Annotated in this window: 27 protein-coding genes and 1 other RNA gene; 14 read left to right on the forward strand and 14 right to left on the reverse strand. The window is 59.3% G+C overall.

Going from position 1 to position 23334, the window contains the following annotated elements; genetic code table 11:
• Window positions 1-72 precede the first annotated feature (72 nt).
• Window positions 73-2058 carry a glycosyltransferase family 2 protein gene (locus tag ACTYEO_RS11855; RefSeq protein WP_449323955.1) on the forward strand — a complete coding sequence of 662 codons (1986 nt, stop codon included), beginning with the start codon at window positions 73-75 and terminating at the stop codon, window positions 2056-2058.
• Here the strand turns inward: ACTYEO_RS11855 and ACTYEO_RS11860 are convergent.
• Entirely contained in the window at window positions 2001-2645 is a 645-nt protein-coding gene (locus ACTYEO_RS11860; RefSeq protein ID WP_449323956.1) for a GntR family transcriptional regulator, read from the reverse strand. The genes ACTYEO_RS11855 and ACTYEO_RS11860 overlap by 58 nt on opposite strands.
• A 101-nt stretch (window positions 2646-2746) precedes the next feature.
• On the opposite strand from ACTYEO_RS11860, the gene ACTYEO_RS11865 reads away from it, so the two are divergent.
• Together ACTYEO_RS11865 and ACTYEO_RS11870 are read left to right on the forward strand one after the other, a co-directional pair.
• A complete protein-coding gene (locus ACTYEO_RS11865; RefSeq protein WP_449323957.1) occupies window positions 2747-3394 on the forward strand; it encodes a pyrimidine 5'-nucleotidase in 648 nt (215 codons plus the stop codon).
• A gap of 96 nt (window positions 3395-3490) precedes the next feature.
• Window positions 3491-4696: a UbiH/UbiF family hydroxylase gene (locus ACTYEO_RS11870; RefSeq protein WP_449323958.1), complete on the forward strand. Its 1206-nt coding sequence runs from the start codon at window positions 3491-3493 to the stop codon at window positions 4694-4696.
• A 45-nt stretch (window positions 4697-4741) separates the two neighbouring features.
• Here the strand turns inward: ACTYEO_RS11870 and ACTYEO_RS11875 are convergent, their stop codons facing one another.
• Both ACTYEO_RS11875 and ACTYEO_RS11880 read right to left on the reverse strand, forming a co-directional pair.
• Window positions 4742-5200 (reverse strand): Lrp/AsnC family transcriptional regulator, encoded by a 459-nt coding sequence (locus ACTYEO_RS11875; RefSeq protein ID WP_449323959.1) that lies wholly within the window; start codon window positions 5198-5200, stop codon window positions 4742-4744.
• Entirely contained in the window at window positions 5197-5652 is a 456-nt protein-coding gene (locus ACTYEO_RS11880; protein ID WP_449323960.1) for an Lrp/AsnC family transcriptional regulator, read from the reverse strand. The genes ACTYEO_RS11875 and ACTYEO_RS11880 overlap by 4 nt, the downstream gene beginning before the upstream one ends.
• Before the next feature lie 142 nt (window positions 5653-5794).
• Here ACTYEO_RS11880 and ilvC point away from each other — a divergent pair, with 142 nt between their 5' ends.
• The gene (ilvC, locus tag ACTYEO_RS11885) at window positions 5795-6817 is read left to right on the forward strand and encodes a ketol-acid reductoisomerase (protein ID WP_449323961.1); all 1023 of its coding nucleotides are present in this window, start codon (window positions 5795-5797) and stop codon (window positions 6815-6817) included.
• 58 nt (window positions 6818-6875) lie between these two features.
• Here ilvC and ACTYEO_RS11890 read toward each other — a convergent pair whose 3' ends face one another.
• Window positions 6876-7592, reverse strand: coding sequence for an LrgB family protein (locus ACTYEO_RS11890; protein WP_449323962.1), 717 nt, complete (start codon window positions 7590-7592; stop codon window positions 6876-6878).
• Window positions 7585-7932, reverse strand: coding sequence for a CidA/LrgA family protein (locus ACTYEO_RS11895; protein ID WP_449323963.1), 348 nt, complete (start codon window positions 7930-7932; stop codon window positions 7585-7587). The genes ACTYEO_RS11890 and ACTYEO_RS11895 overlap by 8 nt, the downstream gene beginning before the upstream one ends.
• A gap of 162 nt (window positions 7933-8094) precedes the next feature.
• Here ACTYEO_RS11895 and ACTYEO_RS11900 point away from each other — a divergent pair, with 162 nt between their 5' ends.
• Window positions 8095-8457 carry an antibiotic biosynthesis monooxygenase family protein gene (locus ACTYEO_RS11900; RefSeq protein WP_449323964.1) on the forward strand — a complete coding sequence of 121 codons (363 nt, stop codon included), beginning with the start codon at window positions 8095-8097 and terminating at the stop codon, window positions 8455-8457.
• Complete coding sequence (locus ACTYEO_RS11905) at window positions 8454-9365, forward strand: DMT family transporter (protein WP_449323965.1); 912 nt, start codon at window positions 8454-8456, stop codon at window positions 9363-9365. Before ACTYEO_RS11900 ends, ACTYEO_RS11905 begins: the two co-directional genes overlap by 4 nt.
• A gap of 13 nt (window positions 9366-9378) precedes the next feature.
• Here the strand turns inward: ACTYEO_RS11905 and ACTYEO_RS11910 are convergent, their stop codons facing one another.
• The 3 genes from ACTYEO_RS11910 to ACTYEO_RS11920 all read right to left on the reverse strand — a co-directional run bounded on the left by ACTYEO_RS11910 (window position 9379) and on the right by ACTYEO_RS11920 (window position 11270).
• Window positions 9379-9843, reverse strand: a complete 465-nt coding sequence (locus ACTYEO_RS11910) for a CAP domain-containing protein (protein WP_449323966.1) — start codon at window positions 9841-9843, stop codon at window positions 9379-9381.
• A gap of 136 nt (window positions 9844-9979) precedes the next feature.
• Window positions 9980-10807: a histidinol-phosphatase gene (gene hisN / locus ACTYEO_RS11915; protein WP_449324034.1), complete on the reverse strand. Its 828-nt coding sequence runs from the start codon at window positions 10805-10807 to the stop codon at window positions 9980-9982.
• Window positions 10808-10901: 94 nt separating this feature from the next.
• Window positions 10902-11270, reverse strand: coding sequence for a helix-turn-helix domain-containing protein (locus tag ACTYEO_RS11920; RefSeq protein ID WP_449323967.1), 369 nt, complete (start codon window positions 11268-11270; stop codon window positions 10902-10904).
• 213 nt (window positions 11271-11483) lie between these two features.
• Here ACTYEO_RS11920 and ACTYEO_RS11925 point away from each other — a divergent pair, with 213 nt between their 5' ends.
• Window positions 11484-12446: an NADPH:quinone oxidoreductase family protein gene (locus ACTYEO_RS11925; RefSeq protein ID WP_449323968.1), complete on the forward strand. Its 963-nt coding sequence runs from the start codon at window positions 11484-11486 to the stop codon at window positions 12444-12446.
• Between the two features lie 24 nt (window positions 12447-12470).
• On the opposite strand, the gene ACTYEO_RS11930 is transcribed toward ACTYEO_RS11925, so the two are convergent.
• Entirely contained in the window at window positions 12471-13325 is an 855-nt protein-coding gene (locus ACTYEO_RS11930) for a LysR family transcriptional regulator (protein ID WP_449323969.1), read from the reverse strand.
• Window positions 13326-13452: 127 nt separating this feature from the next.
• Between ACTYEO_RS11930 and ACTYEO_RS11935 the strand changes: the two genes are divergently transcribed.
• On the forward strand, window positions 13453-13665 hold the full coding sequence (locus tag ACTYEO_RS11935) for a DUF1127 domain-containing protein (RefSeq protein ID WP_449323970.1): 213 nt from the start codon (window positions 13453-13455) through the stop codon (window positions 13663-13665).
• Between the two features lie 232 nt (window positions 13666-13897).
• Window positions 13898-14632: a Bax inhibitor-1/YccA family protein gene (locus ACTYEO_RS11940; protein WP_449323971.1), complete on the forward strand. Its 735-nt coding sequence runs from the start codon at window positions 13898-13900 to the stop codon at window positions 14630-14632.
• Window positions 14633-14703: 71 nt separating this feature from the next.
• Here the strand turns inward: ACTYEO_RS11940 and ACTYEO_RS11945 are convergent, their stop codons facing one another.
• The 4 genes from ACTYEO_RS11945 to ACTYEO_RS11960 all read right to left on the reverse strand — a co-directional run bounded on the left by ACTYEO_RS11945 (window position 14704) and on the right by ACTYEO_RS11960 (window position 17586).
• Window positions 14704-15210: a GNAT family N-acetyltransferase gene (locus tag ACTYEO_RS11945; protein ID WP_449323972.1), complete on the reverse strand. Its 507-nt coding sequence runs from the start codon at window positions 15208-15210 to the stop codon at window positions 14704-14706.
• Window positions 15211-15293: 83 nt separating this feature from the next.
• Entirely contained in the window at window positions 15294-15461 is a 168-nt protein-coding gene (gene rpmG / locus ACTYEO_RS11950; RefSeq protein ID WP_084353547.1) for a 50S ribosomal protein L33, read from the reverse strand.
• 96 nt (window positions 15462-15557) lie between these two features.
• Window positions 15558-16817, reverse strand: a complete 1260-nt coding sequence (chrA, locus tag ACTYEO_RS11955) for a chromate efflux transporter (protein WP_449323973.1) — start codon at window positions 16815-16817, stop codon at window positions 15558-15560.
• 73 nt (window positions 16818-16890) lie between these two features.
• Window positions 16891-17586 (reverse strand): metal-dependent hydrolase, encoded by a 696-nt coding sequence (locus ACTYEO_RS11960; protein ID WP_449324035.1) that lies wholly within the window; start codon window positions 17584-17586, stop codon window positions 16891-16893.
• 140 nt (window positions 17587-17726) lie between these two features.
• Here ACTYEO_RS11960 and gatC point away from each other — a divergent pair, with 140 nt between their 5' ends.
• The 5 genes from gatC to rnpB all read left to right on the forward strand — a co-directional run bounded on the left by gatC (window position 17727) and on the right by rnpB (window position 21541).
• Window positions 17727-18014 carry an Asp-tRNA(Asn)/Glu-tRNA(Gln) amidotransferase subunit GatC gene (gene gatC, locus ACTYEO_RS11965; protein WP_449323974.1) on the forward strand — a complete coding sequence of 96 codons (288 nt, stop codon included), beginning with the start codon at window positions 17727-17729 and terminating at the stop codon, window positions 18012-18014.
• Between the two features lie 80 nt (window positions 18015-18094).
• Window positions 18095-19579, forward strand: coding sequence for an Asp-tRNA(Asn)/Glu-tRNA(Gln) amidotransferase subunit GatA (gene gatA / locus ACTYEO_RS11970; protein WP_449323975.1), 1485 nt, complete (start codon window positions 18095-18097; stop codon window positions 19577-19579).
• A gap of 56 nt (window positions 19580-19635) precedes the next feature.
• Window positions 19636-20481 carry a hypothetical protein gene (locus ACTYEO_RS11975; RefSeq protein WP_449323976.1) on the forward strand — a complete coding sequence of 282 codons (846 nt, stop codon included), beginning with the start codon at window positions 19636-19638 and terminating at the stop codon, window positions 20479-20481.
• Complete coding sequence (locus ACTYEO_RS11980; protein ID WP_449323977.1) at window positions 20478-21146, forward strand: N-acetylmuramoyl-L-alanine amidase; 669 nt, start codon at window positions 20478-20480, stop codon at window positions 21144-21146. Before ACTYEO_RS11975 ends, ACTYEO_RS11980 begins: the two co-directional genes overlap by 4 nt.
• A 12-nt stretch (window positions 21147-21158) precedes the next feature.
• Window positions 21159-21541: RNase P RNA component class A (rnpB, locus tag ACTYEO_RS11985), an RNA gene on the forward strand.
• Window positions 21542-21818: 277 nt separating this feature from the next.
• On the opposite strand, the gene ACTYEO_RS11990 is transcribed toward rnpB, so the two are convergent.
• Window positions 21819-23063, reverse strand: a complete 1245-nt coding sequence (locus ACTYEO_RS11990; RefSeq protein ID WP_449323978.1) for a DEAD/DEAH box helicase — start codon at window positions 23061-23063, stop codon at window positions 21819-21821.
• Window positions 23064-23334 lie beyond the last annotated feature (271 nt).

Below are 23334 nucleotides of genomic sequence, written 5' to 3' on the forward strand. Positions count from 1 at the left end.
CCTGTGTTAAGCCTTCATTAACTGTGTTTTGCGCACACTCACCCTTGGCCATATCCGGCCGAGGGGACAGACATGGCGCAGCCAGAATTTTCATCGATCCGTTTGGTAACGCCAGCGGATCAAGCCTCCTTTGATGCGCGCAATCGTGGTGGTGATGCCAGCCGCAATTCGGGCCGCCAGCCGCGCGGTTTGGCCGATCTTCTGCTCGCGCGCGGGCATATCAACCAAGATGAACTGGCAGCCGCCCTCGCGCTTGAGCGTCATCAAGATCTTGGCCTTGCCGATCTTTTGCTCGCACGCGGGCTAATCCGCGAGGAAGACCTGCTCAACCTTCAGACCGAATTCCACCGCACGCGCCAAATCTCGCTGATCAATGCGCCGATTGAGCCAGCCCTTACCCGAAAAATCCGCCCCACCACCGCGATCCGTCTCTCCGCGCTGCCCTTGCGCAGGGTGGGGCGCGCGATGGTTGTGGCGACCAGCCATCCCGAAAACCTGCCGAAGATTCGCAGCGCTTTGGATCATGACGGCCCGATCATTCTGGCGCTGGCCTCTCGCGGCGAAATGCGTCGGGCGCTCGGGCGGGCCTTTGGCGACAAACTGGCGCGCCAAGCCGAATGCCTGACCCCGCAACCGCTGTCCTGCCGCCGATGGGACGGGATGAAAACGGCCCAATTTCTGCTACTGGCGCTTGCGGGTCTTCTGGCCTGCCTCGCCCTCGCCCCGACCGCGACCGCCATCGCCCTTTACGGCTTTGCGGGCTTTATGTTTCTAACCAATACAGGGCTGCGGCTGGCCGTCTTGGGGGCCTCCATGTGGCGCGGGCGGGCCTCGCGGATCGACGGCGTTGAGGCCGAATGGGCCGAATTGCGGCCATCGCCCCTCTGGAGACGCCCCGTCGTTTCGATCTTCGTGCCGCTGTTCCAAGAAGAAGATATCGCAGGCACCTTGATCGAGCATTTGTCGAAACTGGATTATCCAGCCGAATTGCTGGACATCATGTTAATCGTCGAGGCTGGCGATACCATCACCCAAGACGCCATCGCCGCCTGCAATCTGCCACCCTATTTTCGCGCCATCATCGTGCCGAAAGGGCATCCGCAAACCAAACCACGGGCGCTGAATTACGCGCTCAATTATGCGCGGGGCACGATTGTGGGGATTTATGACGCCGAAGATCGCCCCGAGCCTGACCAGATATGGCGCGTGATCCGCGCCTTTGCCGCCGCCCCGCCTGATCTAGCCTGTGTGCAAGGACGGCTGGATTACTATAACGCCGCGCATAATTTCATGAGCCGCTGTTTCACGCTGGAATATGCAACTTGGTTTCGAGTGATGCTGCCTGGGATTGCACGTTTGGGCCTTTTCGTGCCGCTTGGCGGCACAACCGTTTTTATCCGCCGCGATGTCTTGGACGAGATCGGCGGTTGGGACGCGCATAATGTGACCGAGGATGCCGATCTTGGCCTGCGCTTGTTCAGGCGCGGCTACCGCACCGAATTGATCGATACCACAACCTTTGAAGAGGCCAATTCCGCCGTGCTGCCTTGGATCAGGCAACGCTCCCGCTGGCTCAAGGGCTATGCGATGACATGGGCCACGGCCATGCGAAACCCGCGCGCGCTTATGCGTGATCTGGGCGTTTGGCGGTTTTGGGGATTACAGGTTCAATTGATCGGGGCGGTCTTGGGCTTTGTCACCCTGCCCCTGCTCTGGAGTTTTGTGCTGAACCCGCTTGGCCTGCCCCACCCATTGGATGATGTGCTGAGTTCGACCCAGTTTCTGGTCTGCGGATTGATCTTTCTAGCTGCCATGGTGCTGGATTGGGCGATCATGATCATCGCCTGCGACGCCCCGCATCTGCGCAAGAACCGCCGCTTCATTCCCTTTATGGCCGCCTATTTCCCCTTGGCGACAGCCGCCGCCTATCTGGCCGTGGCCGAAATGGCGCTGCGCCCGTTTTACTGGGCCAAGACGGCCCATGGCCGCTTCAGCGCCCCTCAGGCCAGCGCGCCCGCTTCCTCTTTGAGCCGCACCTCGAAGGCCGTTGACAGGTGATCGCGCAACGCCTGCGCTGCCGCTTCGCCATTGCGCGCCTCAATGGCATCAACAATCGCGCGGTGCTCTTCCAAGGCCTTTTCGCCACGCCCTTCAGCCGCCAACGATGTCGAGGCCATCAAAGCCATGGAGCGGTGAACCAGATCAAGCTGCTGCACCAGATAGCGGTTATGGCTGGCCAGATGGAGTTGTTTATGAAAGCGGCGATTGGCCCGTGCCAGCGCCTGCGGGTCGTCCAAAAGCGCGTGATCGGCCTCCACCATATCGCGCAGCACCCTGATTTCCTCGCGCGCGGCATGCTGTGAGGCCAAGCGCGCGGCCAGCCCCTCAAGCTCGGTGCGCACAGCATAAAGCTCGGCCATTTGCGCATGATCCAACGAGGCCACAATCAGGCTGCGTCCGTCGCGGGTCAGAAGGCTCTGGGTTTCAAGCCGCTGCAACGCTTCGCGAATGGGGGTGCGGCTGACGCCGAACCGCTCGGCCAATTCCGATTCAACCAAGCGCGATCCGGGCCTATAGGTGCCCTGATCAATCGCATCCAATATCAGGTCATAGGCGTCTTTTTGTACGGGCTTGGGTTGGGCCATCAGCAGAAATCCTTATCGCGTTCTGCCACGCTAGGCAGCAAGCCCCCGCTTGGCAAGTGCGCCGCTTGTCGCCCGCCCTGCCCTGCCCTACACAGGCTGCCATGTCGCAAACTGATTTCTCGCATGTCGCCACTTGGGTCTTTGATCTGGACCACACGCTTTACCCGCCCAAAATGGCGCTATTTGACCAGATCAATATAAAGATGACCGATTTCGTCATGACCGCCCTGAAGGTCGGCAAAGACGAGGCCGACCATCTGCGCAACAGCTATTGGCGCGAACATGGAACCACGCTTGCGGGCTTGATGGATAATCACGGTATCGAGCCTGAGCCTTTCTTGCGCGATGTCCACGAGATCGATTTCACCGTGCTTGATCCCGACCCAGAACTGGCCGCACAGATCAAAGCCCTGCCGGGGCGGCGGATCATCTATACAAATGGCACCGCCGATTACGCCGAAAATGTGCTGCGTCATCGGGGGCTGTCGGGGCTGTTCGACGCGATCTATGGGGTCGAGCATGCCAATTTCCGCCCCAAACCCGAACGGGTTGCCTTTGACACCGTCTTTGCCCGAGACGGGCTGGAGCCTGCCCGCGCCGCGATGTTTGAAGATGATATCCGCAATCTGGTCGAGCCACATGCCATGGGGATGCGCACCATTCACGTGGCCCCCGAGCCTGACCCACACCCCCATATCCACCACCATACTGATGACCTGACGGGGTTTCTGGCAAGCCTCACCCGCTAGGCTTTCTTCGTTTTAAAAATACTTCTGCGGCGCTGCTGCCCAATCGGGTCAGTTTGCCGCTTGGACCCGATCACTCAGCGGCCTATCTAAGACCTCATGAGTGATTTGATCCAGACAGATATTCTTGTCTCCGGTGGCGGTGTCGCCGGATTGACAGCCGCCGCTGCCTTCGGGGCCGCAGGCTTTCGTACCCTTTGCGTCGATCCAAGCCCCCCCATCACCGAGAGGGATGCCGAGGGTGCCGATCTGCGCAGCACGGCCTTTTTGCAACCCTCGCGTGATTTCCTAGACCGCGTAGGGCTGTGGGAACGGCTTGCCCCCTTCGCCACGCCGCTGCAAGTGATGCGGATCGTCGATGCGGGCGGCGAGATGCCCGAACCACGGTTGGCGCATGAATTCGATTCCGCCGATATCTCGGACTTGCCCTTTGGCTGGAACTTGCCCAACTGGCTCTTGCGCCGCGAAATGGTGGCGCGTTTGGCGGAATTGCCCAATGTCGATTTTCGAACAGGGATGAGCACAACAACCCTGCTGACCCGCGAGGCCGAGGCGCGTGTTGGCTTGAGCGATGGGACCCGCGTCAAAGCCAAGCTGGTCATCGCCGCAGATGGGCGCGACAGTTTCATTCGCGAGGCCGCAGGCATCCCCGTGAAGACCACACGCTACGGCCAAAAGGCGCTTGCCTTTGCGGTCACGCATCCGATCCCGCATGAAAATGTCTCAACCGAGATTCACCGCACAGGCGGCCCCTTCACGCTTGTGCCTTTGCCCGATCATGATGGGCGGCCCTGCTCTGCCGTGGTTTGGATGGAGCGCGGCGCGGAGGCCAAACGGATTAGTGACGCGGATATCGCAGATTTCGAAACCGAGATGTCCGAGCGCTCGGGCTATATCCTTGGCCCCCTTACGCTGGTCTCGCGCCGTACCCTTTGGCCGATCATCAGCCAGACCGCAAACAGGATGGAGGGCGAGCGCGTGGCCCTTATTGCCGAGGCCGCCCATGTGGCCCCGCCGATTGGCGCGCAGGGCCTCAATATGAGCCTTGCCGATATCCGCATCCTGCTCGATTTGGCTGAAAGCCACCGCGATGATCCGGGGCGGCGCGATCTTTTGCAAAGCTATCACCGCAAGCGCCACCCCGAGATCATGGCCCGCGTGACAGGGATCGACATGCTCAACCGCGCCTCGATGGTACAGGCCCAAGGGTTACGTGATCTCAGGATGCAGGCGTTAAACGCGTTTTATTCAGTGGCGCCTGTTCGGCGGGTCTTGATGCGCGCAGGCCTTGGCGCGCGCGGCTAGGGTCGATGCCTCCGGCGGAAGTATTTTTCAAGCAAAGATGTGTCCTTAGGCAAGGGGGCCGGGGCGGCGTTCCTCGGAGAGAAGAACATTGGCCTCGACATTCCCGACACCGGGCAGGGTCATGATACGGCGGCGCAGGACGCGTTCGAAATCGGACAAATCCCGCGCGACAACCCGCAAGCGGTAGTCGTAAAGCCCAAGGACATGCTGCACGGTTTGCACTTCGGGAATGGCCGTGATCGCGCGTTCAAAATCCTCCAGACTGACGCGGCCCTTGGTGGCGAGTTTCACCCCGAGGAAAACCGTCACACCAAAGCCCAGTTTTTCCAGATCAAGATCAAGACGGCGGCCCGTGAGCACGCCGGCCTCGGTCAGACGCTTTATGCGCCGCCATGCGGCGGGCTGGCTTATGCCTGTTCGGCGGCCCAGTTCGGAGGCTTTTAATGTCGCGTCCTTTTGCAGGGCCCGCAGCAAAGCGCGGTCAATCTCGTCCAGATCGATCATAGTGGCAGCACCTCGGCCTGTTTGATCTCAGCCACATGCATCAAGGCTTCGATATCAGAGATATGAGGCAGGCCGAGAATACGGGATCGGTAGATTTCCTGATAATGCGACATCGAGCGTGCAATCACCGAGAGGCGCAGATCGACCCGCCCCAGAAAGGTTTGGATCTCGGTCACCTCGGCCACATCCCTTGCGGCGGCGATGAATTCATCAAAAGCGCGCGGATTGGTTTTGTCGAGGCTGATCCGCAGGCTCACCAAGACCTCATACCCGAGCGCGCGCCAGTCGATGACGGCATGGCTGCCCTTGAGGACACCGGTGCTTTGCAAACGCTCAAGCCGTTTATAGCATGTGGCCAAAGCGATCCCCGTGGCCTCCGACAAGTCCGCCACCGATTGTTCGGGGTCGGATTGCAAATGGCGCAAGAGACGTCTGTCGGTGTCGTTCAGCATGATTTTTTCTAATAACTCTGATTATGCGAATATCTTTATATCAAATAAGACATTATTTGCCAATTAAACTACACATTATCTGCAATATGCGGTCTATACCATCGCTTGAGACAGTTACCCCCACGCATAGATGGAGAGAGACATGCGCGTTTATTACGATCGCGATTGCGATGTGAACCTGATCAAGGACAAAAAAGTAGCCATCCTCGGCTATGGCAGCCAAGGCCATGCCCATGCGCTGAACCTGCGCGACTCGGGCGCGAAGAACCTTGTTGTTGCCCTGCGCGAAGGCTCGCCCTCGATCGCAAAAGCCGAAGGCGAAGGCCTGAAGGTTATGGGCATCGCAGAAGCCGCCGCTTGGTGTGACGTGATCATGTTCACCATGCCCGATGAATTGCAGGCCGATACCTATAAGAAATACGTGCATGACAACCTGCGCGAAGGCGCGGCGATTGCATTTGCCCACGGCCTGAATGTGCATTTCGGCCTGATTGAGCCCAAAGCGGGCGTTGATGTGATCATGATGGCCCCCAAAGGCCCTGGGCACACCGTGCGTGGCGAATATACTAAAGGTGGCGGCGTGCCTTGCCTTGTCGCCGTGCATCAGGATGCAACGGGCAAAGCGCTGGAGATCGGGTTGAGCTATTGCTCGGCCATTGGTGGCGGCCGCTCGGGCATAATCGAAACCAACTTCCGTCAGGAATGCGAAACCGACCTCTTTGGTGAGCAGGCGGTTCTGTGTGGCGGTCTGGTCGAATTGATCCGCATGGGCTTCGAGACTTTGGTCGAGGCAGGCTATGAGCCCGAGATGGCTTATTTCGAATGTCTGCACGAAGTGAAGCTGATCGTCGACCTGATCTATGAAGGCGGCATCGCCAATATGAACTACTCGATTTCGAACACAGCCGAGTATGGTGAATATGTCTCCGGCCCTCGCATCCTGCCATATGAGGAAACCAAGGCGCGGATGAAGGATGTTCTGACCGATATCCAGAACGGCAAATTCGTGCGTGACTTCATGCAGGAAAACGCTGTCGGCCAGCCCTATTTCAAAGCGACACGCCGCTTGAATGACGAGCATCAGATCGAACAGGTCGGTGAGAAGCTGCGCGCCATGATGCCTTGGATTTCCGATGGCAAAATGGTCGACAAAGCGAAGAACTGATCTTCATCTTTCAAAAAATACGAAAAGCCCCGCAGCCAGTTCGCGGGGCTTTTTCATATCAAAAGAACAGCCCCCAAAGGATCGGCAACAAAAGCGCCGTGGCCAAAGCATTCAGCCCCATGGCCAACCCTGCGAAAGCACCCGCCGTTTCATTGACCGTCAGCGCACGAGCCGTGCCGATCCCATGCGAGGTTGTGCCAATGGCCAAACCACGCGCGCGCCAATCCTTGATGCCGACCAGATCAAGCACCAGCGGCCCCAGCATCGCCCCCATGACCCCCGTGACAATCACCAGCACCGCCGTCAGCGAGGGCAGGCCACCCAATTCCTCGGCAATCGCCATGGCCACAGGTGCTGTCACGGATTTGGGCGCGACGGTTGCCAAAAGCTCGGGGCTGGCCCCCATGGCCCATGCCACCGCAACGGCCGTTCCGCTGGCCGCAAGTGAGCCCGCAAGGATCGCACTGAGAATGGCTGGAGCCGAGGCCTTCACTCGGTGCCATTGACGGTAGAGCGGGATGGCCAGAGAAACCGTTGCAGGCCCCAGCAGGAAATGGACGAATTGCGCGCCCTCGAAATAGGATGCGTAATCGGTGCCTGTTCCCAATAAAACGGCAACCACAACAAGAACCGCCCCCAGAACGGGGTTCAAAAGCGGATGTCTTTTGCCCTTTTCAAACAGCCATGAGGCCCCCTGAAAGGCCACCAAAGTCAGCGTCAGATGGAACAGTGGCGAGGCGCTGAGATAGACCCAAGTATCAGAGAGGTTATCCATCGGCCTGCCCCTTTGAGAGCCAGATCATGATGAACCCCGTCACCAGAACCGCCAAGACCGTGCTGACCAGAAGCGCCAAGCCCAAAGGCAAAAGCGCATCCGCCAGAAGATGGGCATGCAAGATCACCCCTGCCCCCGCTGGCACAAACAGAAGCGACATCGCGCGCTGCAAACTGCCCGCCACCTCCCCCAAAGGCGAGGGCACATCGCCGCGCCACATCAGAAACCCAAACAGCAACACCATGCCCAGAACAGGGCCCGGAATAGGCAAGCCAAGCGCGCCAATGATCATCTCACCCAGTAATTGGCATACAAATATCAATGTCAGATAATTTAGCATCGGATCTCCTTTATGGCCGTCAGCGCAGTGTCGCCGCGCGCCCCATCGGTCACAAGGACCAATCATGCAAAGGTGCTATGCAGGCTCTTCCGAGATCAAGGGAAGAATGCACTTGCACCCCTGCCCGCAGCACCCGACAAAGATGCCAAGAGGGAGAGAGTGATGATTGCGATTATTTTCGAGGTTTGGCCGAAAGAGGGCCAGAAAGATGCCTATTTGAAACGGGCGGCGGCCCTGCGCCCTTCGCTGGATGAGATCCCGGGGTTTCATTCCGTTGAACGTTTCGAAAGCCTGACCGAGCCGGGAAAGCTGCTTTCGGTTTCCTTTTTTGAAGATGAAAGCGCTTTGAAGCATTGGCGCAACCTTCCCGATCACCGCGCGGCACAGGATGCGGGCCGCAATATGCATTTCGCCGATTACCGCTTGCGGGTCAGCAACGTCGCCCGAGATTATTCGATGACCGAGCGCGATCAGGCGCCTGAGGATTCCCAAGCGGTGCATTGCCCCGTGAAAGATGATTTGTGAGCAACGCCCCCTCTCCTTCCGCACCGGGTTTGCTGAACTGGGTGCTGGTCATTGGCTTGGGCGTGATCTGGGGCACCGCTTTCATGAGCGGGGCGGTCGCGCTTGAGGGGTATGGCCCATGGTGGGTGGCGGCGGGGCGCACAGCATTGGCAGCCCTCACCCTGACCCTTGCAGGCCCGCTTGTTGGCCAAGGATTGGGCCGGCTGCAAGGCGGGCAGATCTGGACCTATTCGATCATCATCGGCATTTTGGCGATTGCGGCCCCCTTTGCGGTGTTGTCATGGGCCTTGCAATATGTGCCCTCGGCCTTTGCCGGCGTTGCGATGGGGGCGGTTCCGCTTCTGACCTTGCCATTGATCGCAATTTTTTCGCCCGAGGAGGGGATCGGCCCAAGACGGGTCGCAGGTGTATGTCTCGGCTTTCTGGGTCTTGCCCTTCTTGTGGGGCCGGGCGCATTCGAGGGGGGCACCTTGGAGGGCCGGATCGGATGTATCATCGTGGCGGCCTGCTATGCGGTGGGTTCCATCCTGACGCGGCGCGCGCCCAAAGCCCCACCCGTGGCTTTTGCGACAGCCACCATGATTGTGGCGGCGATCGTGCTTATTCCCATCGCATTGATGGTCGAAGGTTTGCCCCCGCATGAGGCAGGCCTGCCCCTGATCGCGCTGATTTATCTCGCGATCCTGCCGACAGGCGTGGCTGCCATTATCCGTGTTCGCGTGATTTCAACGGCGGGGTCACTGTTTATGGGGCTGACCAGCTATATGGTACCCGTCTGGTCGGTGATTTTCGGAATAACGCTTATGGGGGAAACCCTGCCTGCGGCCCTGTTTTATGCTTTGGGTTTGATCCTGACGGGTATCTTGCTGATCCAGTGGCGCGCGATCATGGCGGCGCTGCGACGCTAGGGGCAGCGGCCTGTCACGAACAGGGGCGCGCCAGCACCAGAACCCAGATATCGCCCACATTGGCAAAGCCGAATTGGGAGACCTGCGCATTCAGGATATTGCGGCGATGCTCGGGCGAGCCCATCCATGTCTCCACGACACTGCGCACATTGGGCTGACCCCGCGCAATATTTTCAGCCATGAAACACGCATTGTAGCGCGCGCGCTGCACCCGCGCGCGAATATCCGAGCCATCACTGCCCGTATGCGAGAACTGGCCTGTGGCCTGCAAATCCTCGGCATGGGCTTGGGCGGCGGCTTGCAGTTGGGGGGAATGGACCAGCGGGCGCAAAATCCCGTTGCCCGCACGGCGCGCCGATAATTGGGTGCCAGCCGCCCCGATATCAACACTGCTGCCCAAGGAGACGCGGTTGGCCTCAGGGCTGGAGACGCAGGCCGCGAGGGCCAGCACCAAGGACACTAGAAAAACTCTGATCATACTGCTTGCCCCAGAACTTGTCTTTTGCGCCATCCTGCGCGCAAGTGACTGGCCACTCAAGCCTGCATCTCGCAAAGGGGTGTGCAGGCGGAAAACCGCGAAGACGAAGCGGGTGTCTTTACGGTTCAAACCCCACTTACGCCTTGGCCAGAAGCGCCAAAGCCGCGTCATGCAGTTCATGATTTGCGGCGGCCAACACGCGTCCTCCCTCATGGGCAGGGCGGCCCTGCCAATCGGTGACGACGCCACCCGCCGCTTCGATCACGGCAATCGGGGCGGCAATGTCAAAGCAATGCAAGCCTGCCTCAATCACCAAATCCACCTGCCCCGCCGCCAAAAGCGCATAGGCATAGCAATCCATGCCATAGCGGGTCAGCTTCACCTGATCGCGCACGGTTTCGAACCCCGCGCGCTCCTCTGCGCTGCCAACCTCAGGGAAGGTCGTGAAAAGCGTAGCCTCTTCAAGGCTCGCGGTTTTGCGCGTGCCCAGATCATGGCTGCCATGCGGGCCACTTAGCCGTGATACCCCGAAACCACCCTCAAACCGCTCGCCGATATAGGGTTGGTCAATAATCCCATAGAGCGGACCAGCTTCATCCTGTAGCGCGATCAAAACGCCCCAAGTGGGCGTGCCCGAGATATATCCGCGTGTGCCATCGATCGGGTCCAGCACCCAAGTCAGGCCCGAGCTGGAGGGCGTATCATCCTGCTCTTCGCCCATGACGCCATCCTTTGGACGGCGCTCGGCCAGAATGGCGCGCATGACCGCTTCGGTCTCGCGATCAGCCAAGGTGACAGGGTCAAACCCGCTGGCATCCTTGTTATCCGCGCTCAGCTCAGGGCTTCTGAAATAGGCAAGCGAGGTCTTGCGCGCAGCATCGGCCAAGATATGGGCAGTCTCGATGATCTGCGCGATCTCGGTCTGGGAGACCGCCAAGCGGGTCGGCTCTTGGGGGGCGGTCATAATGAAATCCTCACGGCAATTGCGGCGCAAATCAAAGCTGGTTTGACGTTGCACGGCCCAAGGCGGGGGTCAAGCGCTTGGGCCGCCCCAAGTTTCAGGCCGTATCCGACAAGACGCGCGCCAGATCAAACAGGCGGCGGCGCTGGTTTTCAGGCATTGCATAATAGCAGCGCACCAATTCAAGGGCCTCTTTATTGGCCAGAATATCTTTGGGCAGATCGGCCATATCAGCGTTTTCCTCCGGCCCTTCCAGACCATCAAAGAAAAAGCTGACCTCGGCCTGCAGCGCGGTAGCGATATCCCAAAGACGGGACGCGCTGACGCGGTTCATGCCCGTTTCATATTTCTGGATTTGCTGGAACTTTATGCCCACCTGATCGGCAAGCTGCTGTTGTGTCAGGCTCAGCATCCATCTGCGCTGTCTGATCCGCTTGCCGACATGAATATCTACAGGATGCCCCATATAGCCCCCTTAAACGAGCCCGCAGGCGCGGCCTCAAAAACCTGTTCAAAATCATTTTTAGAAAAAAAAATTAATATCTCATATCGAGGATATAGCACAGCATGCGCATTTCAAGGCGGGTCAACGGAAGCGGCAAAATGCCGTTGCGGCGCTCTGGCTGTTCTCAATGGGTTTAGATAGCTTGGGGCCAAAGAAAACCGGAGACACCAACCCATGCGCGCCATTCGAGTAACTGATTTTGAAACGGCACCAAAACTGCTGGAGGTTGCACAGCCCGTGCCCGCCAAGGGAGAGGCGCTTGTGCGCATTGCCGCCTGTGGCCTGAACTTTGCCGATCTGCTGATGTGCAAGGGCACCTATCAGGACACTCCTGCCACGCCGTTCACCTTGGGGATGGAAATCGCAGGCGTGGTCGAGGCTTTGGGCCCTGACACCGATGGCCCAAAACCCGGAACTCGGGTCGCCATTTTCGCGGGCCAAGGCGGGATGGCCGAATATGGCGTGTTTCCAGCCAATGAATTGATCACCCTGCCCGATGCTATGCCCTTTGAGGAAGCGGCGGGTTTCATGATTGCTTATGGCACCTCGCATCTGGCGCTGACACGCCGCGCGAAACTGCGCGCGGGCGAGCGTTTGGTGGTTCTGGGCGCTGCAGGCGGGGTTGGGCTGACAGCCATCGAGATCGGTGTGGGTTTGGGGGCCGAGGTGGTGGCCGTGGCGCGCGGCGCGGCAAAACTGGAAGTTGCAAAGGCGGCGGGCGCGACGCATCTGATCGATAGCGATGGTGCGGATTTGCGGGCCGAGCTCAAGGCGCTTGGCGGTGTGGATGTTGTCTATGACGCTGTGGGCGGGGCCCATTTCATGGATGCCCTGCGTGCCACCCGCCCCGAGGGCCGCATTCTGACCATCGGGTTCGCCAGCGGGGATATCCCCCAGATACCTGCGAACCATATCTTGGTGAAAAATATCGATGTGATCGGGTTTTACTGGGGCGGCTACCCGAAATTCGCGCCTGACATCGTGCAAAATTCCCTAGCGGATTTGATGCAGATGTATGTGCGCGGTGAGATCCACCCTCATATCGGCGCCACATTCCCGCTGGAACAAGCACAAAACGCGCTGGATTTCCTGCGGGAGCGCAAATCCACAGGCAAGGTCGTGGTCACAACTGGCTAGACGAGCGGGCAAGCCGCGCGGCGCTCAGGTGCTCAGATAGGCCTGACGCACGAAATCGGCCAATGCCAGCGCGGGTTCACCATCTGATAACTCGGCACGGTAGAGGTTGATCTTGATGCGCGGCAATTCGGGCAATGCGCCGTTATGGATGATTTTCTCCACATAGGGCGGCTCGGTCCCGTCGACATTGGCATGAACGGCAAGATCAGCACTGACCGAGGCCTCAACCGTGCGGGTGCTTTCACTCTCGACGGCCATTTCCCATGAGATCGCCGCCCGATCCAGCGCATTCTGCACGCCTTTGCGGAAGATGCAGGCATGCTCAAACGCCAAACGCAAAGGCCGCTGTTTCCAGACCTGCCCGTTTTGCGCCCCGACCCAGATAAGGGGGCGCTCCAGCAAGGTCTCACCGCCTGCATCAACCTGATCTTCGGTGGTGAGCATCAGATCAATGCGGCCCCGCGCGAAATCCTTCTTGAGCCGAGAAGTATAGGAGGACACCAATTGCACCTTCATCCGCGGATAGGCCGCCGAAAACCTGTGCAAGACCTGCGGGATCGCTGGATAGACAATGTCATGCGGCACGCCCAGAACCAGCTCCCCCTCATATTCATTTGATGTCAGCCGCCCCAGCACCTCGTCATTCAACTCGAGCATCCGCCGCGCATAGCCCAACATCTGTTCGCCCGCCCCTGTCAGCGACAGCTTGCGCGCGCTGCGGTCAAACAAGGGCACGCCAACCGCTTCCTCCAGCCGTTTGAGCTGCATCGAGACCGCAGATTGCGTGAGGTTGAGAAAGCCGCTGGCCTTGGTCACTCCGCCAGAATCCGAGACAGCCACAAAAGCGCGCAGGGCCGTTAAGTCGAGGGTTCTTGGCATATCAACATCCTTGATACTTCAATTAAAAAATATTCGTTTTATATATGCAACGGCCCTCCGTATATATCAAGCATCGAAATGACGCCTCCCCGTCACATCACATTTGTATATACCGAAAGGACGCCCCATGGCCTTCGCACTTACCAGTATCGGCGCGCCAACTTCCCGCCGCATCTCGCTTGCCCGTTTTATCGCTCTCGCCTTTGAAACAAAGCGTCAGCGCCGCGCTTTGGCCAATCTGGATGCCAATACACGCCGCGATCTTGGCCTGAGCCAAGAGCAGATCAATGTGGAACTGGCCCGCCCTGTTTGGGATGTTCCACAAAGCTGGCTACGCTAAAGCGCTTCGCGTCCCCCTTGATCGGCCAAATAGGGCCTGAAATCGGAGATTTCACCGATTCACAGGTTGTGGATGGTCTGAGGGTGAACGCGAAACGGCTCAATAGGTAAAAACTATCCAACAATAGGCTTTTACTGTGCAGCCTATCCCTTGAAAAAGCGCCCGTTCTTGCCGATATTACACGCAAGGATGGGCGTTTCGTTTTGCCCGCCCGTATTCTTAGGAGGGATACATGGCACAGTATCAAACGATCCGCGCTGGCAGCGCATCTGCAGCTCAGATCGACGAGGGCCTTCGCGCCCATATGAGTAAGGTCTATGCGACCATGTCTGTTGGCATGTTGCTGACAGCAGGCGCGGCTTGGGCCATCGGCACCAACCCAGCCCTGATGGCAATTTTCCGCGATCCAGTGACGCTAAGCCCGAATATTCTGGGCTGGGTGATCACATTCGCGCCGCTGATCATGGTTTTCGCCTTTGGCGCGATGATCAACCGTCTCTCGGCGGCTGGCGCGCAATTGTTCTTCTACACCTTCGCAGCCGTGATGGGTGTATCGCTCAGCTGGATTTTCGCCGTCTATACAGGCGTGTCGATCGTCCAGACCTTCATCATCACCTCGATCGCCTTCGCGGGGCTTAGCCTTTACGGCTATACCACGAAGAAAGACCTCAGCGGTTGGGGCACATTCCTGATGATGGGTGTGATCGGCCTTGTTGTGGCGATGATTGTGAACATCTTCCTGCAGAGCCCTGCAGTCATGTTCGCGATTTCCGCGCTCGGCGTTCTGATCTTTGCGGGCCTCACGGCCTATGACACCCAGTCGATCAAACAGGAATATATCGATCATGCACAGCATGGCGATCAGGAATGGTTGGCGAAATCCGCGATCATGGGCGCGCTGCGTCTCTATCTGGACTTCATCAATATGTTCATGTTCCTGCTGCAATTCTTGGGCAACCGCGAATAAACAGCTGGGTCAATGATCCAAGTTCAAGGGCTGGCCATGCGCCAGCCCTTTTTCGTTGCGGAAGATTGCCGCTAAAGCGACCTCTCCATCTGGAGCGCCGGAAAGACGATACCGGGCCGAAGGGTGATCTCGATCTCGCCCAAGGCCCGAAACCCCAGCGTCTTGTAGAAGGGCACCGCGGTCAGCGTGCTCTGGCATTGCAGCCGCGTCATTCCAGCCTTCAAAGCCGAGCAGAGCGTCTTTCGCAAAAGAAGCGTGGCAATCCCGCGCCGTGTCGCCTGAGGATGGGTCACCACATGGCGGATATGGCCCATGTCACGCGGGCCAACCCCGCCTTGCGGAGCGCTATGGGTCCAGCCCCCTGCCGCCAAAGCGCGGCCCTGCCCATCCTCGGCCATGAAATAGGTGCCCGCCTGCAAAAGCGCAGGCTGCGCGCGCGAGATCAGGGGCAAAGCGGTCACGAGCACCGAAGGCGCATAATGCGGCTTGAGCAGCACCGGATAGCTTTCGCGCAAAAGGGCATCGATGGCGGGCAGGTCCGCCCCCGTGGTTGGTCTTATATGTATCTGGTCGGTCATAGGCCTGACCCATTTTTTCTGAAGAACAAATAAAAAAGGCCGCGCATTTCTGCGCGGCCTCTAGTCGGAAAATGGAAGCGATCTTATTTGATCTTGCCTTCCTTATATTCGACATGCTTCCGCACAACGGGATCGTACTTTCGTACGGCCATTTTCTCGGTCATCGTGCGTGCGTTTTTCTTGGTCACATAGAAGTGGCCTGTGCCCGCCGTGGAGTTAAGGCGGATTTTGATCGTGGTTGGCTTCGCCATGGTCTCGGCTCCTCGGAAGGCATGAATCGGCGCGGAGATCGCGCGCAATGAAAACTGTAGAGCGGGCTTTTACCCGTGCGGGGGCCAGTGTCAACCTCAAATCAGGGAAAGACCTGCCCCGCACGCCGCCAAACTGGCCAAAACCAGCACAAGGTCGAGTTTGCGCCACATTAAAAGATATGCGGCCAATCCAGAAAGCGCCAAGGCGCTGATATTCAGGCTGTCTGCAACGGGCCACCAAAGCCCGAAATGCTGCTCGCCGATGCGGCCAACCTGTCCGAACCAGACATGCAGCGCAAACCAGAGCGACAGATTGGCAATCACCCCGACCACAGCCGCCGTGATCGCATTCAACGCGCCTGTCAGGCGGGCTTGGTGGCTGATCCATTCCACATAAGGCGCGCCTGCGAATATCCACAAAAAGCAGGGCATGAAGGTCACCCAAAGCGTCACAATTGCGGCGGCCACACCAAGCCAGACCCCGCCCTGCGCGGCCCCCGCAAGGAAGCCCACAAATTCCGTGACCAAAATCAGCGGGCCTGGCGTTGTCTCGGCCAAGCCGAGCGCATCCATCATCTGCCCTGTGGTCAGCCAGCCATATTGCCCGACCACCTCCTGAACCATATAGGCCAGAACGGCATAAGCGCCCCCGAAGGTGACGATTGCCAGTTTGGAAAAGAACAGCCCGATCTCGGCCAAAAGGCTGGCCGGTGCCAGCAGCCAAAGCACTGCCAACGGCAGCAGCCAAAGCGCGCCAAAAACCAGAACCGTGCCAAGCGTGGCTTTGCCCGAGACAGGTGGCAAAGCCTCCTGAGGTGGGTCGCCAGCCATAAACACCGCGCCGATCGCTGCGGCGGCCAAGATGACCAGCGGGAAGGGCAGTTGAAACACAAACAGTGCCAGAAACCCCGCAGCCGCCACGCCGTAAGCCAGCCATGACGTCAGCGCGCGTTTGGACAGTTTCACCAAGGCCTGGATCACAATGATGATCACAGCCGCCTTGATGCCCAGAAACACCGCCTCAACCAAAGGCAGTTGCCCGAAACTGGCATAAAGGGCCGCCAAGGCAAGGATCACCATGGCCCCCGGCAGGACAAATAAGCCCCCCGCGATCAGCCCGCCCGCAACCCCGCGCAAGCGCCAGCCTGCATAGGTGGCCAGTTGCATCGCCTCAGGCCCGGGCAGAAGCATGCAAAAGGACAGGGCGCTGAGGAATTGCCGCTCGGATAACCAAACCCGCGTCTCGACCAATTCCTTATGCATCAAGGCAATCTGCGCAGCAGGCCCGCCGAAAGACAAAAGCCCGATGCGCCCGAAAACGCGGATCAAATCTTGGAAAGGGGTTTGGGTCGTCATGGGGCCGTTATTGCCTTATCTGGTCAGGGGCTAGCATGGCCCCCATGACAGTTTGATGACGCGAAAGCTTGCGTCAGAGCTCGATGCCCACGCCCGGATCAGGGTCGAGAACCCGCACCCCGGGTCGGGCATTGGCCTTGAGGGGTTCGGCATCTTGTTCGAGCATGGGAAAGGTCTTGTAGTGATAGGGGATCACCGTGGAGAAGCTGAACAAATTCGACGCTGCATAGGCCGCGCGGCGCATATCCATGGTGAAATGCCCACCCGCAGACAGAATGCCGACATCGGGCTTGTGCAGATCATTAAGCAGTTTCATATCGGCCATCACATCCGTATCGCCCGATACATAGACGCAGCGCCCCTCGCCCGCGATCATATAGCCTGCCTCGGCCCCCGCATAGATCGGGCCATTTGGCCCCGCGATCGAGGAGGAATGCGTTGCATTGACCATCGTCACTGCAACATCGCCGATCTGCACCGTGCCCCCCTTGTTAAAGCCCATAACCTGCACATCATGCGCCTCGGCCCACCATGTCATCAGGTCATAGATGCCATAGATCGGAATATCGAACTCCTTTGACAGGGCCACCGCATCGGTAGTGTGATCGCCATGGCCATGGGTGATCAGGATCGCCGTGGCCCCTTGATACATCTGTGCGCGCTGCGCGCTCGGAAACATCGGATTACCACTCTCCCAAGGATCGATCAGCAACACCTGCCCCCCGATCTCCAGCCGCAGGCTGCCATGTCCGAGCCATGTGTAAATCATCGCCATTCCTCCTGTGGGGTATGTGTGACCCAACCCTAGGCCATGTCAGGGCTTGGTCAAATCACAAAAGGCAGGCCAGAGTGCTTGCGGGGAACGGTTCTCGGGGCTAAACCGCCAAGGACAACGAGACGGAGTTCGCCATGTCCATCGACATCGAAACGGCTGCAAAGGTCGCCAAGCTTGCCCGCATCAAAGTGGAAGCAGAGGACCTGCCTGCGCTGGCCGAGGAATTCAACGCTATTCTGGGCTTTATCGAACAACTCAACGAGTTGGATGTCGATGACATCGAACCGATGACAAGCGTGACCCCCCAGCGCCTGAAACAGCGCGAGGATGTGGTGACCGATGGCAACCAACAAGCCGCCGTTCTGGCCAATGCGCCAGAAGCACGCGAAGGGTTCTTCGCTGTGCCCAAAGTGATGGAATAAACCGCGCATCAAAGCGGCACAGCCTGCCCTTTTAGCCCCCCGCCCGCGCGCGCGACCCAAGCTGATTTGAGGAAGACAAGATGAGCGAACTCTCCAAACTGACCATCACCGAAGCCCGCGACGCCTTGCGCAAGGGTGATGTCACAAGCGTGGAGTTGACCCAAAGCTGCCTGAACGCGATTGACGCGGCAGATGCGCTTGGCGCTTTCGTCCATAAAACACCCGAAATCGCGATGGAGCGCGCGGCCGCCGCTGATGCGCAGATCAAATCTGGCGATGCGCCCGATATGTGCGGCATTCCCGTGGGCATCAAGGACCTGTTCTGCACCCAAGGCGCGCCTTCGCAGGCGGCCTCCAAAATTCTTGAGGGCTTCCTGCCCGAATACGAATCCACCGTTTCAGGCAAGCTGAAAGATGCAGGCGCTGTGATGCTCGGCAAGCTGAACATGGATGAATTTGCCATGGGCTCCAGCAACGAGACCTCGGTCTATGGCAATGCGATCAACCCGTGGCGCGGCGAAGGGTCCGATACGGCGCTGACACCGGGCGGCTCCTCGGGCGGCTCGGCCTCGGCGGTTGCGGCCGATCTCTGCCTTGCGGCAACTGGCACCGATACGGGCGGCTCGATCCGCCAGCCAGCGGCCTTTACGGGCACTGTTGGCCTCAAGCCCACCTATGGGCGGTGCTCGCGTTGGGGCATTGTAGCCTTTGCCTCAAGCCTTGATCAGGCGGGCCCGATGACCAAAACCGTGCGCGATGCGGCGATTATGGGCGCGGCCATGATGGGGCATGACGCCAAGGATTCTACCTCCATGGACATCCCCGTTCCTGATTTCGAGGCGATGCTGACAGGCGATATCCGTGGCAAGGTTATCGGCATTCCCAAAGAATACCGCATGGAGGGCATGCCCGCCGAGATCGAGAAGCTCTGGTCTGACGGTGCCGCGATGCTCAAGGATGCAGGGGCCGAGCTGCGCGATATCAGCCTGCCCCATACCAAATACGCCTTGCCCGCCTACTATGTGATTGCGCCTGCCGAGGCCTCCTCGAACCTTGCGCGCTATGACGGGGTGCGCTTTGGCTATCGCGCGGCCCTCTCGCAAGGCGATGGCATCACCGAGATGTATGAAAAGACCCGCGCCGAAGGTTTCGGCGACGAGGTCAAGCGCCGCGTGATGGTGGGGACCTATGTGCTCAGCGCAGGCTTTTATGACGCCTATTATAACCGTGCACGCCGCGTGCGCGCCCTGATCAAACGTGATTTTGACGAGGTCTTTGCAGCAGGCATTGACGCCATCCTGACCCCTGCCACCCCCTCAGCCGCCTTTGAGCTTGGCAAAGAGGTCGCCGACCCCGTCGAGATGTATCTCAACGATGTATTCACCGTGACTGTGAACCTTGCAGGCCTGCCCGGCATTGCGGTTCCCACGGGACTGGATGCCAATGGTTTGCCGCTCGGATTGCAACTGATCGGACGCCCTTGGGAAGAGGGTGAATTGCTCAACGCCGCCTATGCCTTGGAAAATGCAGCAGGTTTTGTAGCAAAACCCAATAAATGGTGGTAACCTGCTGCTCAAAAGCGTCGATCAACAGACGCTAGCGAGCAGTAAAGGGTCAGCCTATGGGCAAGAATCTAGCAATCAGCTTGGGGCTGATGGGCGCATTTGCGCTATCAGGCTGCAACGCAGCAGCCCCCAATGATGTAGCCGCAGGCGTCGGCTTCGGAGATTACGCAAGCTATGAGGCCGCCCAAGAAGCACGGCGCGCGCAATTGCGCGGCGAAATTCCGCCGCAGACCGTCAGACCCCCTGAACCTGCGCCCGCCGTCGAAATTGCCGAAACGGTGATTGAGCCGCCGCAAGTGGCCGACGTTGCGCAACCCGCAGCGCCCCAACCTGTGGTAGCCGCACCCGTTCAAACAAGTGCTGCCAGCGATGAAGTCGCCCTGCGCGCTGCCACCGCGATTGAAGCCGCCGAAACCGCACCTGCCCAGCCTGAGCCCGCAGCCGCCACCCCCGTCGCCACCGCCAGCCCGCGCCCGAGCGCGCCCGTGCAATCCAACCCCAGCATATCCGACGAGCAGGATTTCGAGGCAGTCTCCGCACGCGAAACCATCGAATCCGATGCTGAGCGCCGCACACGGATGCAAGAACAACTCGTGGTGGTGCAACCAACCCCCGTGCCCGCCCGCCCCGCAGGCATTGGCCCAAATGTGATTGAATACGCGCTCTCGACCAACAACCCCGTCGGCACCCGCGTCTTTTCCCGCTCCCCCTTCCGGCAAGCCCGCCATGAAGCCAATTGCATGGCCTTCCGCACGCCTGATCTGGCGCAAGAGGCCTTCCTCGCCGCAGGTGGCCCACAGCGCGACCGCCAAGGACTGGACCCCGATGGTGACGGCTATGCCTGTTCATGGGACCCCAACACCTATCGAAACGCTGCGCAATCTGCACGCAGTGGCGGATGAAAAGCCCCAATTTCGGCGAAAGGCGCGATGGCCTGCGCCCTGAATTGGTGGTGATCCATTACACCGCAATGACAAGCTGCGCCGCCGCGATGCGCGCGCTATGCGATCCCGCGCGCGAGGTTTCAGCCCATTACCTGATCGGACGCGACGGCGTGCCCCACGCGCTGGTGCCTGAGGAAAAACGGGCATGGCATGCAGGCGCGGGCGAATGGCGCGGGCTGGGGGATATCAATTCCCGCTCCATCGGGATCGAGCTGGATAATGACGGGTTCTCGCCCTTCTCGGCCCCGCAAATGGACGCGCTGGAAGAGCTTCTTGAACGGGTGCTGTCGCGTTGGTCCATCCCCGCAGATGGCGTGATCGGCCACTCGGATATGGCACCTGGCCGCAAGATCGATCCCGGGCCCCGTTTTGATTGGCAGCGCCTTGCGCGACGTGGCCTCTCAATCTGGCCAGACAGAGCCGCACCGAAACAGGACCCTGCCCAATTCGCGCGCTATGCGCGGGCCTTCGGCTATCCCGAGATCGAGGGGGAGCTCATGCTTGCAACCTTCCGGAAACGCTTCCGCCCTTGGGCAAAGGGGCCCTTGGATGAGACCGATTGCGGGGTGATGAAAAATCTGGCCGACCGCTTCGGCATTGACCGTGATCACAGCCTCGCCTAGAGCGGTCCTCGCGCGGAGGGCTGGATGGCCGCTTTGGCAGGGCAACCTGTCCGAGAGGAAAGTCCGGACTCCCTGAAGCAACGGTGCCGGGTAACGCCCGGGCGGAGCAATCCGACGGAAAGCGCCACAGAAAAGAAACTACCTTCGCATTTGCGGGGGAAAAGGTGAAACGGTGGAGTAAGAGCCCACCGCGGCCCTGGCAACAGGGACGGCACGGCAAGCCCCAGCGGGAGCAACGCCAAATAGGGACCATGCGGGGGCAGCAATGCCGCCGGGGCCGCTTCAGCCCCAATGGTCCGGGTTGGCAGCTAGAGCCGTCTGGCAACAGGCGGCCCAGAGGAATGGTCATCGCCCCTTCGGGGGTACAGAATCCGGCTTACAGGCCCTCCGCGCGCTTAGGTCTGTAAACCATGACGGGGCCAGCTCTTGTGGCAACTGTCGATGCCTCCGGCGGAAGTATTTAGAGAAGCAAAGATAGACAGGTCCGCCCTGCCTCTATCCAAGACGGCTTTAAGGCAAGGGCATCCCATCTTCGCTTACGGCCATCGACACTTCTGCCTGTTCCGCACCCCATCTCTTAACCGCGCATGGTTAAGAGGGGCTTAAGGCCCATCTTTGCTTTTGAAATACTTTGGGGGGTCGGGGGCAACGTCCCCGAGACAAAGCGCGCCTTCAGGCCGCGCGGCGTTGGCGATTGCCGCCACCTGGCTTGCCAGAGCGGCGATTGCGATTGCCATTTCCACCCGGGCGCCCGCCGGGCTTTTTGGCTCCTTTGAAGCCACCCACGGGTTCCCATTCGGTCCCACCAAGAATGGGGATGGATTTTTTCATCGTCTTCTCGATTGCGCGCAATTCCGACATCTCATCGGGCGAGCAAAAGGCAATGGCCGTGCCGTCACGCCCCGCGCGCGCCGTCCGACCGATTCGGTGGACATAATTGTCAGGCACATTGGGCAGATCGAAATTATAAACATAGCGCACGCCCGGAATATCCAGCCCTCGCGCGGCCACATCTGTTGCAACCAGCACGCGCAAATCACCTGCCTTGAAGGCCACAATCGCGCGATCTCTCTGACCTTGCGATTTGTTGCCATGGATCGAGGAGGCCGCGAAACCTGCATTTGCCAAGGCCTTCATCAAGCGCTCGGCCCCATGTTTTGTGCGTGAGAACACCAGCGCCTGATCATCGCGATGCTTATCCAGATAGGAGATCAACAGCTTGGTCTTGGCGGATTGATCAATAAAATGAACACCCTGCTCAATCTTATCGGCAGGCTTGCCCGGAGGGGCAGTTTCCACGCGGATAGGATCTGTCAGATAGGCTTGCGCCAATTCATTCATTTGCTTGGGCATCGTGGCCGAGAACAACATGGTCTGGCGCTGTTTTGGCAGAAGTGGCGCGATCCGACGCAGCGCATGGATAAAGCCCAGATCAAGCATCTGGTCAGCCTCATCAAGCACAAGGAATTGCGTCTGATCCAAGCGAACCGCCTTACGATCCAGAAGGTCAATCAAACGACCGGGCGTTGCCACAAGCAAATCTGTGCCTCGGCCCAAACGTTGGATCTGTGGGTTGATCGAAGCCCCACCGACCACAAGATTGATCTTGAGATGCGCACCATCGGTATAGGCGCGCAAATTGTCAGAAATCTGTTTGGCCAGCTCTCGTGTCGGCGCAAGGATCAACCCGCGCACAGATTTGGGGTCAGGCTTGGTCCCTGCGGTTAAAAGCATATGGGCCATAGGCAGACCAAAGGCCGCCGTTTTACCCGTGCCGGTCTGGGCAAGCCCCATCACATCGCGGCCATTCATGGCATGCGGGATGGCTTTGGCCTGAATTGGGGTGGGATCGGTGATGCCTTGTTCGGCAAGTTTGGAAATTAGGCGGGGGTGAAGCCCCAACATATCGAAATCCATAAGGATTATCCTTTCGGAGCGCCCGAGAGCTTTGCCTCGCGCACATAAATCAAAGCGCGCCGATGCCCCGAGCGGGCCGGCGTCGCGGGTTGCAAGGTTCACGCGAAGCTCTGGTCGCGGGGCCGGATTGCCCCGATGCCGTCTTCGCGGCGGACCCCCTGCGTGACTGTGGGAACCTGGGAATGTGCTGTGATGGTCTACGAAGGCTGGGGTTTCCCCATATGCCAACGGGCCTGCTCACGCGGCAGGAACCGATCACGGATGGGCGTCA

It is taken from the genome of Rhodophyticola sp. SM2404 (assembly GCF_053570515.1).